Below are 17,526 nucleotides of genomic sequence, written 5' to 3'. Positions count from 1 at the left end.
CGCCGAGGTTACGAGGCCAGCGATGGCGGTGTGTCAGGCAAAACGCTTTCGCTGGCCTCGTAACCTCGGTGAGCTCCTACAGGATTGGGTTCAATCCAGACAAAGGACCTACCCAAACTTGCGCAAATACGCCACATGCTGCTCATGCGCGGTGGTCTGCACAATCGGTTTGAGCCTTACGGCACTGCCGGGCAACCGTTGCGCCAGGCGCGCCAGAGACAGCGGTGTCAGGGCACCGAGCCGTGGGTAGCCGCCGATGGTTTGCCGATCGTTAAGCAATACGATGGGCTGACCATCCGGTGGTACTTGCACCCCACCCAGCGGAATGCCTTCAGAAATCATCGGAGCGCCTTGATACACCAGCGGCGTGCCAAGCAAGCGGATACCCATGCGGTCTGCGCGACTGTCCAGCGTCCAGTCGCTGTTGAACACGTCAAACAGGCTTTGACCGCTGAACTCGCTGGCTTGCGCACCGAGCACAATGTCCAGTGGCGCACAGTCGTTGAAGTCAGGGATTTGCTGTGGTGTCAGTGCACCCAGTAAAAACGCGGTACCCGAATAGCTCAGCCGATCGCCCTTCTCCAGCGCTTTACCCAAGCCATCCAGCCCGCCCAGTTCTTCACGACCAACGCTGGAGCAGCTACCCAGCACCTTGGGTGCATCAAACCCGCCCGGTGCCGCCAGATAAGCACGCGCCCCCAGGTGCGGCTGGGTAAAACGCAGACGCTGGCCTTTGCTCATGAAGAAACTGCGCCATGGCGAAACGGGGCGATCATCGAGCATGGCACCCAGATCGGCACCGGCCAGCGCCAGACAGCAATCCTCTTCGGCCAACACCGTCAAACCACCCAGGGTCACTTCGATAACAGCTGCATCCAGAGGGTTGTTCAGCAAACGATTGGCCCAGGACATCGACACCCAATCCAGCGCCCCGCCCTGAGTGACGCCCAGGTGACGAACGCCAAAGCGGCCAGCATCCTGCAACAGACACAACGGGGTACTGCTTTCGACCAATAGCGCGCTCATGGCTGTACCTCCAGCGGCGTGTCATCGCCACCCAGGCGTACGAATTCGGCGCGATCAATGGCTGAAAAGCTGACCGTGTCACCGGGCTGCATCAGGCTGTAGCCGTCTCGCTGACGATCAAACAATTTGCTGCACGTGCGGCCAATCAGGTTCCAGCCACCGGGGGACACCACCGGATAGGCGGCAGTCTGCCGCTCGGCGATCCCGACACTGCCCGCAGCAACGCGCTTGCGTGGTGTGTTCAAACGAGGCGCAGCAAGGACTTCCTCGACCAGCCCCATGAACGCAAAACCCGGCGCGAACCCGAGCGCAAACACCTGATACTGGCGTTCGCTGTGACGACGGATGACCTCGCTGATTTCAAGGCCGCTGCGTCGGGACAACAAGCTCAGTTCAGGACCGACACTCAGGTCATACCAGACGGGCAATACATGGTGCTGACCGGTCACCGACGAGTCCGGTGCCAGGTCGTGTAGCGCAAGATGGATCAACTCGCGGGCCTGCGACGGATTAAGGCCCGACAAATCGTATTGCACCATCAAGGTCGTATATGAAGGCACCAGCTCTACCAGATGTCCGGCAAACTGCTCACGCAACCGCGCGGTAGCAGCCAGCATCCATGGCATGTTGGCTTCGTCGATAGCATCGAAAAGACGCACCATCAGACAGTCGATTGCGACCACTTCAATACGCAACTTCATACGCCGGACAGCTCGTCCAGAGACTGACGAATACGCTGCACTGCGGCAACCGAACTGGCGTTGTCGCCGTGTACGCACAAGGTATTGGGCTTGAGAGGAAGCTCGCTGCCATCACTGGCAATCAAAGCCTCGCCACGTGCAAAGGTCATGGCCTGGGCCACAATGACTTCAGCATCATGGTGCACGGCGTTGGGTAGCTTACGGGACATCAGGCTGCCGTCAGGCTCGTAACCGCGGTCAGCAAAAGCTTCGAACCACAACTCGACACCGAACTCGTCGGCCAGCGCCTGGGCACGACTGTTGTCTCGCATGGCCAGCAGCATCAAGGGTAACTGCGCGTCATAGCGAGCAATGCCTTCGATGACAGCACGCAGTTGGGCGGGATTGGCCATCATGTCGTTGTACATCGCGCCATGGGGTTTGACGTAGCGCACGCGCCCGCCTTGAGCACGACACACGCCATCCAGCGCACCGATCTGGTAATGCAGGAGGTCCTGAATTTCTTCAGGGCTGCACGCCATGGAGCGGCGGCCAAAGCCTACAAGGTCCGGATAGGCCGGATGTGCGCCGATCATCACCTCATTGGCCAGCGCCAGGCTAACCGTCTTGCGCATCACACTGGGATCACCGGCGTGGAAGCCACAGGCGACGTTGGCACAATCAATGAACGGCATGACCTGGGCATCAAGGCCCATGGTCCAGGCACCGAAGCTTTCGCCGATGTCGCAATTGAGTAGCAAGCGGCCCATGAGGATATCTCCTGTGCTTTATCGTTTTTGGACAACAGGCTCAGTCTAGCGCGCCAGCTAACAGCGATGGCAGCGTTGCGACTGGCCTGTCAGGCATGGCTTATTCTTGGATCAGGCCGGACGTTGCGTCCAACTAATAAAAGCGCGGGAGATGGATAAGAAAAACTGATTGAGGGTGGTGAGCTGCTGACTTGAGACGTCGTAGGACCGGCTTCAGCCGGGAGGGCGGCAATGCTGACGCACCGTTTACAGTGCATCCTCCGATCTTTTCCCGGCTAAACCCGGTCCCACAACCTGAAGGTCAGCGCCAGTCCCGCTCCAGCCGCGGCTTGCGACGACCGCCGTTGACGACCCAGTTGATCATCAGGAAGAAGCTCTCGATCAAGAACGCCAGCAACAATGCGCTGATGATGCCCCAGGCAATGACATCGGGCGCCAGCAGCACCTGCCAGGTGTAGCCGTTCCAGGTTTCGCTGCGGATATCGGCATCAGCGGCCACGGCGACATGGATCGCTCGGGAATACCAAGGGCCTTGCATCGCCAGCCATTCACGCTGCAGGACCTGAGTACGGGTCAACAAGGTGTTGATGGTGTCGGCGTCAGCCCGAAAGACCGGGTCTTCGCTGTTGCGGTAGTGCTGAATCAGTGCCTGTACGTCGCCTTTGAAGAACTGCTGCGCGGTCGCGTTATAGCCTCGAACGCTCTGCTGCGCCTCAAGCAGATGCGCTTCGACCCGTTTTCCATAGTCGCTGATGAAACCCGGTATCTGAACCCCGAACAGCAAGCCCGCCGTGAACAAGACTAATCGCAGATAACTTCGCAGCATTTAGATCCCTCTCAAACCAGGCACATCTATTGGATTTGGAATGCATCGCCCTTTGTGGGAGCCGGGCTTGCCCGCGATGAAGCTGGATACGATTTATTTTAGATCGCAGTGACCTTATCGTCTGGATGCGGCCCAGACCAAACCAGCTCCCACACAAAACAGAGTCCCCAAAAATCAGGTATTACCGCTTGCCACACACTCCCCGCGCCGCCACAACGCCCACTGACCAGGCTCGTAGCGGTTCCAGTTTTCGTTCTCGGTCAACGGCTCGGTAGCAATCACCGTCACAACATCATTGGGTGTGGTTTCGGCCTGAAAGTCGACGATGACGTCGACATCTTTTAAGCGTGCCGGGCCAAAGGGAGCGCGACGGGTGATATGTGCCAGTTTGGTACTGCAAAAGCAAAACAGCCAGTCGCCATCACTGAGCAGGCAGTTGAATACGCCCTTGCTGCGATAGTGACTGCACGCCTTGACCAATGACGGCAGCAGTTCTTCGACTTCTACCGGCTCAGGGAACGCTTCGCGCACGCGATTAAGCAAATCGCAGAATGCCGCTTCGCTGTCGGTGTCACCCACCGGGCGATAGAACGTCGCCAAGGGATCGAAATCCGCCAATTGACCGTTATGGGCAAAACACCAGTTACGACCCCAGAGTTCGCGAACAAACGGATGGGTATTGGACAGACACACGCGACCGACATTGGCCTGACGGATATGGCCGATCACCACTTCACTTTTGATGGGATAGCGTTGCACCAGCTGGGCGATTTCCGACTCGCTGCTGGCGGCGGGGTCCTGAAACAGACGCAAGCCACGTCCTTCGTAAAAGCCGATACCCCAGCCGTCACGATGCGGGCCGGTGCGCCCGCCCCGCTGTATCAGGCCGGTGAAACTGAAAACGATGTCAGTCGGGACATTGGCGCTCATGCCCAGTAGTTCACACATGCTCGGGTTCTCGATTGCAAACGTTCAGCAGCATGGCGACACAAGCGCCAGGGGAAGCATTAAAGGCGAGGTTCAACCCGCGAACGGCTGCTGGTATTGACCGTAGGGGCCGCTGGTTTGCGCGCATAGCGATCAGTGCCGGAGAACGGCTCATCTTCGTCTTCGGCGTCAGTCGCGGTTTCAGGCTGGACCGGTTTTTCCGGATGGCGGGCTTTCCAGCTTTTTTCCAGCGGCCAGCGAATCAGCGCGAACAGCACATAAACCACCAGGGCAATCATGCCGTACATGGCCAGATCTGACAGCGCATTCCAGACGTTACTGCCCACCTTGAACAAAAGGTCCAGGGCGGTAATGGCAACGGCAGGCGCGTAAATTTCCTTGGTGGCGTCGATCATGGTCGGCGTAAACAGCAGCACCGCAACGATGACCACCAGCGGCTCGCGCAGGTAACGCCACATCCAGCGGGTCGCCAGAAACCAAACCAGCAGACAGCCCAACGCAGCAAATGCGTAGAGCCCCCAGGCGATCGTATAGTCGTTCTCGGTCATGACATCCGTGGTAAGGCAGGTAAAGAGGCGCTTATGATAACGGCTTTTCACCAACCCGGCTTGTCCGGGTTGAGTATTAGTCCGGCGCAGCGGTTTTGATTTCAGCCGCTTGCGCCAGGCGCCTCCACGAGAGAGCCCTGCATGACCTTATCGAATTCAGCAGCAAACGCACCCGTCGCCCGTAAAGCCGAGGGTGCAGATCCCTACGCCTGGCTGCAAAACCGCGACACAGAGGAAGTGCTTGACTACCTCAAGGCGGAAAACGCCTGGCAACAGACCCGGCTGGCGGATCAGGAAGAACTGCGCGAGACGCTGTTTCAGGAAATCAAAGGCCGCATTCTGGAAACCGACCTGTCGCTGCCCTCCCCTTGGGGGCCGTATCTGTACTACACCCGCACCACCGAAGGCGACGAGTACGCACGGCATTATCGTTGCCCGCGTCCGGCGGACGACTCGTTGGGCATCGACGAAAGCCAGGAAGAAGTCTTGCTCGACCCCAATGTACTGGCGGGGGGCGGCTTCTTTTCCCTTGGTGCGTTCAGCATCAGCCCGGACCACCAGCGTCTGGCCTACAGCCTGGACACCACCGGCGAAGAGGTCTACCAGCTTTACGTCAAAGAACTGAGCAGCGGTCAGGTCAGCAGCCTGCCGTTTGAAGACTGCGACGGCAGCATGACGTGGGCCAACGATAGTCAGACGCTGTTTTTCGGCGAACTGGACGACATCCATCGGCCGCACAAACTGTATCGCCATCGCTTGGGTGATGACACAGCCGATCTGGTATTCAGTGAGCCTGACGGGCGTTTTTTCCTGCATTGCTATCGCAGCAGTTCGGAAAAACAGCTGATTCTCGGGCTCGACAGCAAAACCACCAGCGAAGCCTGGGTACTGGATGCCGATCAGCCCCAACACGCATTCGTGTGCATGGCACCACGGGTTGAAGGCCATGAGTACTCCATCGACCACGGTCAGGTGGACGGCGTGTGGAGCTGGCTGATTCGCAGCAATCAGGACGGCATCAACTTTGCGCTGTATCAGGCTCAGCAAAAAGCCACTGGCGTGCCGACCCGCAATGACTGGCAGGTGCTGGTCCCGCACAGCGACACGGTGATGCTTGAAGGTCTGAGCCTGAACGCCAAGGGCCTGATTCTCAGCTTGCGTGAAGGAGGCTTGCCGATCATCGAAGCGCGCCCGCAAGGGCTACCGGCCTATCGCGTGCAATTGCCGGACGCCGCGTACAGCCTGTACGTGCAGGACACGCTGGAATTCAACAGCGATAAAATCCGCCTGCGCTATCAATCATTGAATCGCCCGGCCCAGGTGCGGCAACTGACGCTGGCCAGCGGCGAGCAATCAGTCCTCAAGGAAACCCCGGTGCTCGGCAAGTTCGATGCCGACGCCTACGTCAGCCAGCGTTTGTGGGCCACCGCCAAGGACGGTACGCAAGTGCCGATCAGCCTGGTGGTCAAACGCGAACTGGCCGATCAGCCAACACCGCTTTACCTGTATGGCTATGGTGCTTACGGCGAAAGCCTCGACCCATGGTTTTCCCATGCCCGACTTAGCTTGCTGGATCGAGGCGTGGCGTTTGCCATCGCCCACGTACGCGGCGGCGGCGAGCTGGGTGAAGCCTGGTATCGCAACGGCAAGCAGGAACACAAGCAAAACACCTTTGACGACTTCATCAGTTGTGCTGAGCATTTGATCGCTGAGAAGCGCACCAGCGCCGAACAACTGGTGATCAGTGGCGGCAGCGCTGGTGGCCTGCTGATTGGCGCAGTCGTCAACAAGCGTCCCGAGCTGTTCAAGGCCGCGATTGCCGAAGTGCCCTTCGTCGACGTGCTCAACACCATGCTCGATCCCGACCTGCCGCTGACCGTCACCGAGTACGATGAGTGGGGCAACCCGCAGGAGCCGGAGGTTTATGAGCGAATCAAAGCCTATGCGCCGTATGAAAACGTCAGCGCCCAGCATTACCCGGCCATGCTGGTGATCGCGGGCTACAACGATAGCCGGGTGCAGTATTGGGAAGCGGCCAAGTGGGTGGCCAAACTGCGGGCGCACAAGACTGACGATCACCTGCTGCTGCTCAAGACCGAACTGGGCGCGGGCCACGGCGGCATGAGCGGTCGCTATCAAGGATTGCGTGACGTAGCGCTCGAATACGGGTTTATCTTCAAGGTATTGCAGCTCAACCAATGAACTCGCTTTGAAATCCATGTCTTAGTAGCTGCGGGGTCGGATGTGGTAGCGTCCGGCCCTTTCTCAAAAACCGTCAATACCGTCGATTGGCCAAAAACAAGACTCAACCATGGCAGAACAACCATCACACCTGAATAACGAAATTCGCGACATGCTGATGGACTGTGGGCTGTTCGACCCACTGCTGCCTGCTGATTTCCAGACCGCTGCGGGCTACTTCAACATGGCCTCGATTGGCAAAGGCGAAGCGATTTTCAGCGAAGGCGATCCAGGCTCATTCATGAGCATCATCCATTTAGGCACCGTTTCGGTACAGAAGCTGAACCCGGAAGGCCAGACGGTGGAAATCGCCGTTTTACGTCGTGGCCGGGCGTTTGGCGAAATGGCCGTACTGGATGGCGAACGTCGCTCGGCCAGTTGCATTGCAGCAACTGATTGCCAGTTGCTGAATCTGGGCCGGGACGCGCTGGAAAAAATGCTCGATGAAGCGCCGCGGGTTGCAGCGAAGATAATCCGTGCGCTGGCCACATCTCTGTCCAAACGCTTGCGTATGGTTGATGGCCAGTTGCTCGCGCAGCAGGTTTAGCGGCTTTTATTGAAAAGACCGCAATGTCTGGATTTAACGGTCCCAGAGCACTCTGTTGGAGCGAGGCTTGCCCGCGAAGAACGATAACGCGGTTTTACTGACCCACCGCGTCGCCTGGTTCGCGGGCAAGCCTCGCTCCAACAGGTCCTTCATCAGCACGGGACCCGCGGAGTTTATTTAGGTCGAGGCGGCATCGGCGTCGGGGCATTCTGGTCCTGCCCTGGCACCGGTTGTCCCTTGGGTGGTTGTGGCAATTCAACTTTGGGCAGCAATGGCCCATTACCCTGTGTACCGTTTATGAGCGCTGGCCCCGGTGGAACCACTTGGGGATACGGCGTCGGTGTAGCGGTGCCCGGCGAACCCGATGCAGGGATCGATGCTGCTGACTGATTATCTGCCTGCCCGACATTTACCCAGAGCGCAGTCAGGAAAATCGCCGGTAGAATAGCGCGCTTCATCAATGGCCTCCGGTGCCAAACAATTGTTGTGCGTTCAGCCTACTCCTGGACGACAACATGTGGTCAAAAATCTCTCTCTGAATGAGTCCTCAATGAAACGTTTCGTGCTGCTCGACACCACCGCCATTCCCGACAACGGCGGGGCTTTGTGCCTGTTCGAATACGGCGAAGACTTCGTGATCAAGATTCAGGGCGGCGATGGCGGCCAGTTGATGAACACCCGCATGCACGGCTCTGAAGACGCCCTGGCGGAGATCCCTTGCAAGAAAGTCGCCTCCCGGGCGCAACCTCGGGTTTTGATCGGCGGCCTTGGCATGGGCTTCACCCTGGCCTCGGCGCTCAAGCATCTGGGCAAAAATGGCGAAGTGGTTGTCGCTGAACTGGTACCCGGTGTGGTCGAGTGGAATCGCGGCCCACTGGGCGAGAAGTCTGGCAATCCGCTGCTGGACCCACGCGCCAGCGTGATCGTGCAAGATGTCGCTCAAGTTCTGAAAAGCGAGCCTCATGGCTTCGATGCGATCATGCTAGACGTGGACAACGGCCCCGAAGGCCTGACTCAGAAATCCAACAGCTGGTTGTATTCTTCCGGTGGACTGGCAGCCTGTGCGCAAGCCCTGCGTCCCAAAGGCATTCTGGCGGTGTGGTCAGCCAGTGCTGATCAGAAGTTTTCCGACAAGCTGCGCAAGGCCGGTTTCAAGGCTGAAGAAGTGCAAGTCTTCGCCCACGGCAACAAAGGCACGCGGCACACCATCTGGATCGCCGAAAAACTCAAAGGCTGAACCCGTCGCGACGCGCTAGACTTGGCGCATTCACTATTGTTCCACCGACCGAATCCGATACAGGTGATCCCATGAGCACGGCCAACCCACCCTCCCATACCGCCAAGCTGGATCGCATCCTGGCCGACGCCCAGCGCGACCGCGAGATGGGTTATCGCGACAAGGCGCTGCGCATGTACCCGCACGTTTGCGGTCGCTGCGCCCGTGAATTCGCCGGCAAGCGCCTGAGCGAACTGACCGTGCACCACCGCGACCACAACCACGACAACAATCCTCAGGACGGCTCCAACTGGGAATTGCTCTGCCTGTACTGCCACGACAATGAACACTCGCGCTATACCGACCAGCAATACTTCTCGGAAAGCTCCACCAGCAGCCCGAAAGCTGCCAAAGCGACTCACAACCCGTTCGCGGCGTTGGCAGGGCTCATGAAGAAAGATGAGTGACCGCGCGCGGTCCTGCTGCAAATACAAAAACCTGTGGGAGCGGTGCTTGGTCTGGGCGGCATTCCGACGATAAACGATAATGCGGTCGGCCTGCGAACTGCGACACATGCATCGCGGGCAAGCACCGCTCCCACAGGATCGCGTTTCAAATTCAGATCTCAGCATCAGAAGGCCGCGCCACAAGAAACGCCTGAAGCCCGTATAATCGCCCGCTTTTCCCAGCGAGCACCTCTCCGTGGCAAACAAACGCTATGCCTGCATCGGCCTGTTCAATCCCAAGTCTCCGGAAAACGTCGGTTCCGTGATGCGTGCGGCGGGTTGTTACGGGGTGGCTTCGGTGTTCTACACCGGTAAACGCTATGAGCGCGCCCGGGACTTCGTCACCGACACCAAGAAGATCCATCAGGACATTCCGCTGATTGGCATCGAAGACCTGAAAAGTATCCTGCCACTAGGCTGCATTCCGGTTGCGGTCGAACTGGTGGACGGTGCCCGCGCCCTGCCCGAATACACTCACCCGGATCGTGCGCTGTACATCTTCGGCCCCGAAGACGGGTCACTGGACAAAGAGATTCGCGACTGGTGTGAAGACGTCGTCTACATCCCGACGCAGGGCTGCATGAACCTGGCCGCAACTGTCAACGTCGTGCTCTACGATCGTATGGCGAAGGGCGTGAACACCCGCTCGGGTCCGCAATTCGGTCGGGAACAGGCTGATTCGTAACTGCTGGGTGAAATGGATTGAACAGTTTCGGAAGGCAACAGTCAGTTCTTACTGAACCGAAATCATCCCATCATGGAGCAAGATCATGAGCGATACCCCGATCGTAGAACGCATTGACGACGCCATCGAAGGCAGACCACAGCAGAACGTTCAAGGCTGGGAGCGTGTTGGCTCGCTGGCAGGCGGCGTATTGATGATGGGCAAGGGCCTGCGTCGAGGCGGTTTCTTCGGCCTGATTCAACTGGCCATTGGCGGCGCAGTTCTGGCGCGCGGCATCACAGGCCACTGCTCGGCGAAAAGCCTGGTCGAGAAAAGCCGCAGCGATCTGGACATCGCCAAATCGCGCATCAAACGTGCCGGTGATGAGCTGAGCCTGCTGAAGACCAAAGCTGAAGTCGCTACTGAAGATGCGCTGACCGAAGGTCTGGAAGCGCTGACCAAGCCTAAAAACGGGCTGTAAGAACACATTGCACCGGTAGGAGCGAACTTGTTCGCGAGAAGCAGTGACTGATACACCGCCTCGCCAACAAGTTGCCTTCTACCGATGCGCGCAATGATTCACCCCGCCCGAAAAATCAGGTAATCCTCCCAATCATCCTCAGGCACGCTGTTCTCGCTGACCATACGGCCAGACTGGGAAATGCGTTCTTTATGTACCGCCTCCCGATCACCGCACACCAGATGATGCCAAAGCGGCAAGTCTTTGCCTTCGCTGACCAGACGATAACCACAAGTCGGTGGCAGCCATTTGAATTCGTCAGCCTGACCCGGCGTGAGCTGGATACAGTCCGGTACCGAGGCACGGCGATTCGGATAATCGGTGCACTGACAGGTTTTCAGATCCAATAATTTGCAGGCGATGCGCGTGTAATAGACGCTGTTGTCGTCCTCGTCCTCAAGCTTTTGCAGGCAGCACAGGCCACAGCCATCACACAGCGACTCCCACTCAGCATTGTCCAGTTGGGCGAGGGTCTTGCGGATCCAGAAAGGTTCGACTTTAGCGGCCATGGGTTCGGGCTATCAGCATCAGGTAGGAAAAAGGCGGCCAGTCTAGTGCGACAAGGCCTGTGGGCCAAGTGTGGTCGACTGTCGGTACGCAATACTTGTCATCGGACGGACGGCGCAGTAGCTTTAGTCCGCTGATTTACCAACATCCGCTGTAAGACATCCGCGATGCTTGCCGTCAACGGCCCACCGCTTGAGCGTTCTTCCATCCTTGCCTTTCAGGATTCTCATGAGCACAAACCCTCGCATCGCCGATCACCCTATCGATCCACAATTCACCGAACGCTGGTCGCCACGCGCTTTTAGCGGCGAAAGCATCCCTGAAGAAACCCTGCTGAGCTTCTTCGAAGCCGCTCGCTGGGCGCCTTCGGCTTATAACTCGCAGCCTTGGCGTTTTCTGTATGCGCGTCGCGATACGCCAAACTGGGAGCGCTATCTGGGCCTGCTGAACGAGTTCAACCGTAACTGGGCGCAACACGCCTCGGCGCTCGTGATCGTGATCTCCAAGACCACCTTCACCGCTCCCGGCGCCACCGAAGAAAGCCCGGCGCTGTGGCACACCTTCGACACCGGTTCCGCCTGGGGCTACCTGGCCCTGCAAGCAAGCCTGAGCGGCTGGCACACTCACGGCATGGCCGGTTTCGATCAGGAGCTGACCCGCAAAGAGTTGAATATTCCGGAAGGTTACGCGCTGCACGCAGCGGTCGCGATCGGCAAACTGGGCGACAAGTCGACCTTGCCTGAATACCTGCAAGGTCGCGAGGTGCCAAGCCCGCGTCAGACCGTGGCGCAGTTGGCGGCTGAGGGTGATTTCAGCCTGTAACCGCGGGCGAATGCCCGATAAGAGCCAACTTTTTGGCTCTTATCGAACAACACGCAAAACCAGTGAATTGAAATGTATTTTCTGTAGGAGCTGCCGAAGGCTGCGAAGCGTTCATCCAGACATAACGTGATCGCAGCCTTCGGCAGCTCCTACAGGTCTATTGGCAAGCGACCGTTTCAATAACCCCGCGAGAAATCCACTTCCCCGCGCAGTTGCTCACCGGCCTCGTAAGCCTTGAGATTCTCAAGAAACAGCCCGACCATCGCCACTGGCGAGGTTGGCGCTGAGCTATGCCCTGTCAGCAACAGGCCCCAGGCGGTCCAGAACGGATGGCGCTGCGGCAATGGCTCCTGTCGGCAAACATCGATGACCGCGCCCGCCAGATGCCCTTCCTTGAGCGCTTCCACCAGATCGGCATCGACCACCGCCACACCACGGCCGACGTTCATGAACAAACCCGTAGGCTTGAATTTGGCGAACAGCTTCGCATTGAACAGATCGTGAGTTTGCGGCGTATTCGGCAGCAGGTTGATGACGTAATCCACCTCCCCCACCAGCCGATCCAGATCTTCCATGGCACCGACTTCAACGAACGGCGCCTGAGTACGGGCGCTCGATGCGATGCCATAAACCTGCACACCAAACGGCACCAGAAACTGCGCTACGCTCAGGCCGATATCACCTGCTCCAACGATCAGTGCCTTGCGACCTGCGAGGCTGTGGCCAGTGCGGTTGTCCCATTTACGCTCGACCTGGCTGACCAGACGCGCCAGCACTTCGCGCTCGTGCCCCAGCATGTACGTCAGGACAAACTCGGCCATCACCTGGCCAAAGATGCCCACGGCACGGGTCAAACGGTAATCTCGGGTAAGGCCTTCGACCAGCAGCGGCGTAATGCCCGCCCAGGTCGATTGCATCCATGCGGGTTTGTGTCCCTGACGCAGCAGGTTAGCCAACAGGTCCGGCTGGCCAAGCCACACCGGGCAGTCAGTGGCAAACCTGGACAGCTCGGCGGAGTCGCCCGTGCTGAGGATTTCCAGTTCCGGCGCAGCCTTGCGCAGCAGTTGGGTATAGACAGGGTAATCGTGTTCAGCGATCAGAACGCGCATGGTTTCAAAACCTTAAAAACTAGACATGCGACCGATGACCGGCCATGCCCGCATCAATTAGCGGCGCACTGACCGGTACCGACCTTTATAACTTCGGCTCACGGGTAGCAGTAACGGTTCACATCGGGTCGTTACGACGCAGCAACTCTTCGGGCAGGTGCTCGATGTACTCGTCCTCTGCTGGCGGCATTTGCAGGTGATAGCCCTGGGTGTCGAGGTTCTCCAGCACCCGATTGATGTCTTCGCGAGACAGCGTGCGCTCCGGACTCAATACCAGATCGAACGCATGAAACGGTTTTCCGAATGCAACCATCAACTCAGGCGGAACGCGCTTGAGCTCATCGCTCTTGAGCACGTACAGGTACATTTCATTTCTTTTGGTGCTGCGATAAATCGAGCAAATGCGCTTCACTGCTGTTCTCCTGCATTGGCCAGGCTGTCGAGCAGCGCCTGGCCCATCAATTCACGGCGCCAGCCACGCAGTGAATCGGGTAATTGATAGGGACCGTTCGGAAAACCGCTTTTGAGCAGGGCTTCCAGGGTCTTTTTGCGCAACATCAGCTCTGGCGCCATGTCCAGCTGTTCCGCATAACGCTGGCCCACTGCACGGAGCGTCTTGATCACGGCCGCGGCCTCGATCGGCAAAGGCTCAGGCAGTGCTGGCGGCCATTGATCGGGCGGCAGGCTGCTGGCTGTCTTGATCAGGTTGAGCAGATACTCGCCATCCTGACGCACGGTCTTGGGGTGCATATCATCAATCTTTGCCAGCGCAGCCAGACTGTCCGGCTGAGTCCTGGCCAGCGGCCACAGCGAATGCTCGCGCACGATACGGTTGCGCGGCACATTACGGGCACGCGCCTCACGCTCACGCCAGGCACACAGTTCACGCAGAACTGCCAACTGAGCACGGGAAAGCTTCCAGGCCAGTTTGGCCTCGCGGTAAACCTCGTACGGGTCTACATCACGACGCAGATTGGCGACCAGCTCGGCGCCATCTTCCAGTAACCACGTGTATTTTTCGTCAGACAGGCGCGGACGCAAAATGCCGTAAAGCTCGGCCAGATGCACCGCGTCTTCGGCGGCATAGCTGATCTGTGTCTCGGACAGCGGACGCTGCAGCCAGTCCGAACGGGTCTCGCCCTTGGGCAGGTCGATATTCAAGACGTCCTGAACCAGACGTGAATACCCCATGGAAAACCCAAGGTTCAGGTAAGCGGCCGCCAGTTGAGTATCGAACAATGGCGCTGGCAGACTACCGGTCAGGCGCAGCAATACTTCCAGGTCTTCGCTGCACGCATGAACCACTTTGATGACGTCAGGGTTCTCCAGCAGCGCCGACAACGGCCGCCAGTCATTGATCAGCAGCGGGTCAATCAACCACGCGCTGGTGCCGTCACCGATCTGCAGCAGGGCCGCGATAGGGTAAAAAGTGTCGACCCGCATAAATTCGGTATCGAGGGCAACAAAGGGCAGTGACTGCCATTGTGCGCAATGCAGGGCGAGGCTGTCGTCGTCGCGAATCCAGTGAATATCGATGGCCACACGGCTCTCCCTTGAAGAATGGCGCGCAGTATATATCGCCGTCGGCAATTACCGCGCATCTGTCCTACAAGTGTTGAACATCTTCATCTTGGATTGACGGCTATTGTAGGCAAAAAACGACCGTTCATCGGGCCAGCGCTTCGACCTTCAGAATCCTAACTGGCCCTGCTCGTCGATTTGCAGTTTTACGCGCTCCAGCCGCAACAGGAACTCCTTGCGATGTTTGCCACCGCCATAACCGGTGAGCGAGCCATCCGCACCGATGACTCGGTGACACGGCAGAACGATGGACATGCGATTGCTGCCATTGGCAAGGCCAACCGCACGACTGCCTCCCGGCTTACCCAGCAACAGCGCGATTTCGCCGTAGGTGCAGGTGGTGCCGTAAGGCACCTGACGTAACGCTTCCCACACTTGATTCTGAAAAATACTACCCGGCGTATGCAGCGGGACTTCAAAGCGGGTCAACGTGCCGTCGAAGTAGCGTTTCAACTCGTCTTCAATCTGCAGCAGATGCGGCGTATCGCCCGCACCTATCAGATAGCCGAAACGACTGCGCAGCTCTTCGACTTCGCGCATCAGGATCGGCCTATCCAGAAATTCGAGCATTACCAGCCCGCGTTTTTCCGCCATGGCGAGCATGGGGCCCAGGGGCGTTGGCAAGATCTTGAAATACAGCGGCTCGCCGGTGGAAGGCTTTGCTGGCCGGGTTTGCAGCAGGGTTTTCAAGGCGGCGTTGAAGGCGAAGATCTGTTCAGTTCCTGCCTTGTCGATTCCTTCCAACGGATGCTCCTGTGTTTTATATAGGTACTGATAGTCGCGCGGAGCCTATGACTCAGCGCTTTCTAACGGCAAACACCGAACCTGTGGGAGCTGGGCTTGCCCGCGATAAGGCTGGACGCGATTCACTTCAGATCACGCCCACCTTATCGCGGGCAAGCCCAGCTCCCACAGAGATTGCATTTCAGATCGTTGACTCTGTTTCATTTTAAACCCATAAAAAAGCCGCGACAGGTTTGCCTGTCGCGGCTTTCGCTCAGCTTGTCAGTGCGCAATCAAACCGCGCTGCGACGGTACGCCCGGTATTTCGGCTGCCAGAAGTTGCGCTGGATTGCCTCAACCAGAAACTCTTCAGTAGTTTCCAGCGCCACACCATCAACCTGAGCCTGCTTGGCCACCGCCAAGGCGATCTTTTTGCTGACTTCCTGGATCTCCTTCAGCGGCGGCAACACCGCGTCGCCCTTCCCCGTCACCATCGGCGAGCACTCGGCCAACGCATTGGAAGCGGCCATCAGCATCTTGTCGGAAATCCGCGTGGCTTTTGCCGCGATCACACCCAGACCAATGCCCGGGAAGATGTAGGAGTTATTGCACTGCGCGATATGGAACGTGCGATCACCCACAGTCACTGGCGCAAATGGACTACCGGTGGCCACCAGCGCATCACCGTTGGTCCAGGTCAGAACTTCCTGCGGCGTGACTTCCACTTTCGACGTCGGGTTGGACAGCGGCATAACCAGCGGCTTGGCGCAGTGTTTGTGCATCTCGCGAATGATCTGCTCGGTGAACAGACCACGCTGACCGGACACGCCGATCAACACCGTCGGCTTGCCGTTAGTCACCACGTCCAGCAGCTCAGGGTAGCCCGAACCGCTCGACCAGCCCGCCACGTCGCCAGCCTTCTGTGCCAGGTTCTTCTGGAAGTCCAGCAGGTTGTCCATGCTGTCGGTCAACAGGCCGAAGCGGTCAACCATCATCACTCGCTTGCGCGCTTCTGCTTCCGTCAGGCCTTCAATCACCATCGCGGCGATGATGTGCTCGGCAATCCCGCAACCCGCCGAACCTGCGCCGAGGAACACCACGCGCTGCTGACCGAGGGTTTCGTTCTTGGCTTTACAGGCCGCGAGCAAAGTCCCCACCGCTACCGATGCGGTGCCCTGAATGTCGTCGTTGAAGCAGCACAGTTTGTCGCGATACTTGTCCAGCAACGGCATGGCGTTGGTCTGAGCGAAGTCTTCGAACTGCAGCAACACGTCCGGCCAGCGACGTTGCACGGCTTCGATGAACAGCGCAATGAAGTCTTCGTACTCCTTGCCGGTCACCCGCTTGTTGCGCCAGCCCATGTACATTGGGTCGTCGAGCAACTCCTGATTGTTGGTGCCAACGTCCAGCACGATCGGCAACGTGTAAGCCGGGCTGACCCCGCCGCACGCGGTGTACAGCGACAGCTTGCCAATTGGAATGCCCATACCACCAATGCCCTGGTCACCCAGACCAAGAATTCGCTCGCTGTCAGTCACCACGATGATCTTGATCCGATCCTTGGTGGCGCTGCGCAGAATATCGTCGATGCGGTCGCGATCCGGATAGGAAATGAACAGACCACGGTGGGTGCGGTAGATCTTGGAGAACTCCTGACAGGCCTGCCCCACCGTCGGCGTGTAGATGATCGGCAGCATTTCATCGAGATGGGAATCAAGCAGGCGGAAGAACAACGTTTCGTTGTTGTCCTGGATCGAACGCAGATAAATATGCTTGTCCAGATCGCTCGCACATTGCTGGTACTGGCTGTAAACCCGCGTGACTTGCTCTTCGATCGTCTCTACGTTTTGCGGCAGCAGCCCGATCAGATTGAATTCGACCCGCTCTTGCGGGGTAAAAGCACTGCCTTTGTTCAGCAGGGGCATTTCCAGCAGCGAAGGGCCGGCATAGGAAATATATAAAGGTCGCGAAGTCTTGGTCATTTTCAGTGATCGCCTTTTCTTGTCTACTCGTATTCAATCCGTACAACCGAGGCTGGCAACCCGGAATCTCAAAAGAGCGCATCAGGGCCAGCCCCGAAAAATCGGGGTTGTGAAATCAAGGTGCGTATCTTACTCGCGCAAAATCGTGTTGCGACAATTTGCCGCTACTACATGGCGAAAGGATGGCAAAAAAAAGACCGGACAGTCATCCGCTGAATCACAAGTCCATGGATAAACACTTGGAGAATCATCCGGTAAATAAACCGACTTTGCTCTCCTCGGCAAATGGCGCTGGACTGTTGGATGAATT

19 protein-coding genes and 1 pseudogene are annotated in these 17,526 nt (G+C 58.1%); 7 read left to right on the top strand and 13 right to left on the bottom strand.

Going from position 1 to position 17,526, the window contains the following annotated elements; translation table 11 throughout:
• Window positions 1–108: 108 nt before the first annotated feature.
• From AUC60_RS07110 to AUC60_RS07085, 6 genes are all read right to left on the bottom strand, one after another.
• Window positions 109–1,026, bottom strand: a complete 918-nt coding sequence (locus AUC60_RS07110) for a 5-oxoprolinase subunit C family protein (protein WP_087265386.1) — start codon at window positions 1,024–1,026, stop codon at window positions 109–111.
• Entirely contained in the window at window positions 1,023–1,727 is a 705-nt protein-coding gene (locus AUC60_RS07105) for a 5-oxoprolinase subunit B family protein (protein ID WP_087265385.1), read from the bottom strand. Before AUC60_RS07105 ends, AUC60_RS07110 begins: the two co-directional genes overlap by 4 nt.
• Complete coding sequence (locus AUC60_RS07100; RefSeq protein WP_087265384.1) at window positions 1,724–2,476, bottom strand: 5-oxoprolinase subunit PxpA; 753 nt, start codon at window positions 2,474–2,476, stop codon at window positions 1,724–1,726. The genes AUC60_RS07105 and AUC60_RS07100 overlap by 4 nt, the downstream gene beginning before the upstream one ends.
• Window positions 2,477–2,777: 301 nt before the next feature.
• Entirely contained in the window at window positions 2,778–3,302 is a 525-nt protein-coding gene (locus AUC60_RS07095; protein WP_087265383.1) for a DUF2937 family protein, read from the bottom strand.
• Window positions 3,303–3,476: 174 nt separating this feature from the next.
• Window positions 3,477–4,250 (bottom strand): class II glutamine amidotransferase, encoded by a 774-nt coding sequence (locus AUC60_RS07090; RefSeq protein ID WP_087265382.1) that lies wholly within the window; start codon window positions 4,248–4,250, stop codon window positions 3,477–3,479.
• A gap of 59 nt (window positions 4,251–4,309) precedes the next feature.
• Window positions 4,310–4,798 carry an MFS transporter gene (locus AUC60_RS07085; protein WP_087265381.1) on the bottom strand — a complete coding sequence of 163 codons (489 nt, stop codon included), beginning with the start codon at window positions 4,796–4,798 and terminating at the stop codon, window positions 4,310–4,312.
• Window positions 4,799–4,939: 141 nt separating this feature from the next.
• Between AUC60_RS07085 and AUC60_RS07080 the strand changes: the two genes are divergently transcribed.
• Both AUC60_RS07080 and AUC60_RS07075 read left to right on the top strand, forming a co-directional pair.
• A complete protein-coding gene (locus AUC60_RS07080; protein ID WP_087265380.1) occupies window positions 4,940–7,000 on the top strand; it encodes a S9 family peptidase in 2,061 nt (686 codons plus the stop codon).
• 109 nt (window positions 7,001–7,109) lie between these two features.
• A complete protein-coding gene (locus AUC60_RS07075) occupies window positions 7,110–7,586 on the top strand; it encodes a cyclic nucleotide-binding domain-containing protein (protein WP_087265379.1) in 477 nt (158 codons plus the stop codon).
• 173 nt (window positions 7,587–7,759) lie between these two features.
• On the opposite strand, the gene AUC60_RS07070 is transcribed toward AUC60_RS07075, so the two are convergent.
• Complete coding sequence (locus AUC60_RS07070; RefSeq protein WP_087265378.1) at window positions 7,760–8,044, bottom strand: hypothetical protein; 285 nt, start codon at window positions 8,042–8,044, stop codon at window positions 7,760–7,762.
• Between the two features lie 92 nt (window positions 8,045–8,136).
• Between AUC60_RS07070 and AUC60_RS07065 the strand changes: the two genes are divergently transcribed.
• The 4 genes from AUC60_RS07065 (at window position 8,137) to AUC60_RS07050 (ending at window position 10,453) form a co-directional block, all read left to right on the top strand.
• Window positions 8,137–8,823, top strand: a complete 687-nt coding sequence (locus AUC60_RS07065; RefSeq protein WP_087265377.1) for a spermidine synthase — start codon at window positions 8,137–8,139, stop codon at window positions 8,821–8,823.
• Between the two features lie 71 nt (window positions 8,824–8,894).
• A complete protein-coding gene (locus AUC60_RS07060; protein WP_087265376.1) occupies window positions 8,895–9,269 on the top strand; it encodes a YajD family HNH nuclease in 375 nt (124 codons plus the stop codon).
• 235 nt (window positions 9,270–9,504) lie between these two features.
• Window positions 9,505–9,993 (top strand): RNA methyltransferase, encoded by a 489-nt coding sequence (locus tag AUC60_RS07055; RefSeq protein WP_087265375.1) that lies wholly within the window; start codon window positions 9,505–9,507, stop codon window positions 9,991–9,993.
• 85 nt (window positions 9,994–10,078) lie between these two features.
• On the top strand, window positions 10,079–10,453 hold the full coding sequence (locus tag AUC60_RS07050) for a YgaP family membrane protein (protein ID WP_087265374.1): 375 nt from the start codon (window positions 10,079–10,081) through the stop codon (window positions 10,451–10,453).
• Between the two features lie 98 nt (window positions 10,454–10,551).
• Here the strand turns inward: AUC60_RS07050 and AUC60_RS07045 are convergent, their stop codons facing one another.
• Entirely contained in the window at window positions 10,552–11,001 is a 450-nt protein-coding gene (locus AUC60_RS07045) for a YcgN family cysteine cluster protein (RefSeq protein WP_087265373.1), read from the bottom strand.
• Window positions 11,002–11,227: 226 nt separating this feature from the next.
• On the opposite strand from AUC60_RS07045, the gene AUC60_RS07040 reads away from it, so the two are divergent.
• Window positions 11,228–11,821: a nitroreductase family protein gene (locus AUC60_RS07040; RefSeq protein WP_087265372.1), complete on the top strand. Its 594-nt coding sequence runs from the start codon at window positions 11,228–11,230 to the stop codon at window positions 11,819–11,821.
• A gap of 176 nt (window positions 11,822–11,997) precedes the next feature.
• On the opposite strand, the gene AUC60_RS07035 is transcribed toward AUC60_RS07040, so the two are convergent.
• From AUC60_RS07035 to AUC60_RS07015, 5 genes and pseudogenes are all read right to left on the bottom strand, one after another.
• The gene (locus tag AUC60_RS07035; RefSeq protein WP_087265371.1) at window positions 11,998–12,930 is read right to left on the bottom strand and encodes a D-2-hydroxyacid dehydrogenase; all 933 of its coding nucleotides are present in this window, start codon (window positions 12,928–12,930) and stop codon (window positions 11,998–12,000) included.
• Between the two features lie 118 nt (window positions 12,931–13,048).
• The gene (locus tag AUC60_RS07030; RefSeq protein WP_087265370.1) at window positions 13,049–13,342 is read right to left on the bottom strand and encodes a YcgL domain-containing protein; all 294 of its coding nucleotides are present in this window, start codon (window positions 13,340–13,342) and stop codon (window positions 13,049–13,051) included.
• Entirely contained in the window at window positions 13,339–14,472 is a 1,134-nt protein-coding gene (gene rnd / locus AUC60_RS07025; protein WP_087265369.1) for a ribonuclease D, read from the bottom strand. Before rnd ends, AUC60_RS07030 begins: the two co-directional genes overlap by 4 nt.
• A gap of 147 nt (window positions 14,473–14,619) precedes the next feature.
• A pseudogene (locus AUC60_RS28005) lies at window positions 14,620–15,237 on the bottom strand (methylated-DNA--[protein]-cysteine S-methyltransferase); the annotation flags it as partial.
• 290 nt (window positions 15,238–15,527) lie between these two features.
• On the bottom strand, window positions 15,528–17,216 hold the full coding sequence (locus AUC60_RS07015; protein WP_087265367.1) for an NAD-dependent malic enzyme: 1,689 nt from the start codon (window positions 17,214–17,216) through the stop codon (window positions 15,528–15,530).
• Window positions 17,217–17,526: the final 310 nt, after the last annotated feature.

Source organism: Pseudomonas caspiana (assembly GCF_002158995.1).
GTDB classification, from domain to species: domain Bacteria; phylum Pseudomonadota; class Gammaproteobacteria; order Pseudomonadales; family Pseudomonadaceae; genus Aquipseudomonas; species Aquipseudomonas caspiana.
Note: the sequence above shows the minus strand (reverse complement) of the source record. Positions and strands in the feature narration are given on the sequence as shown.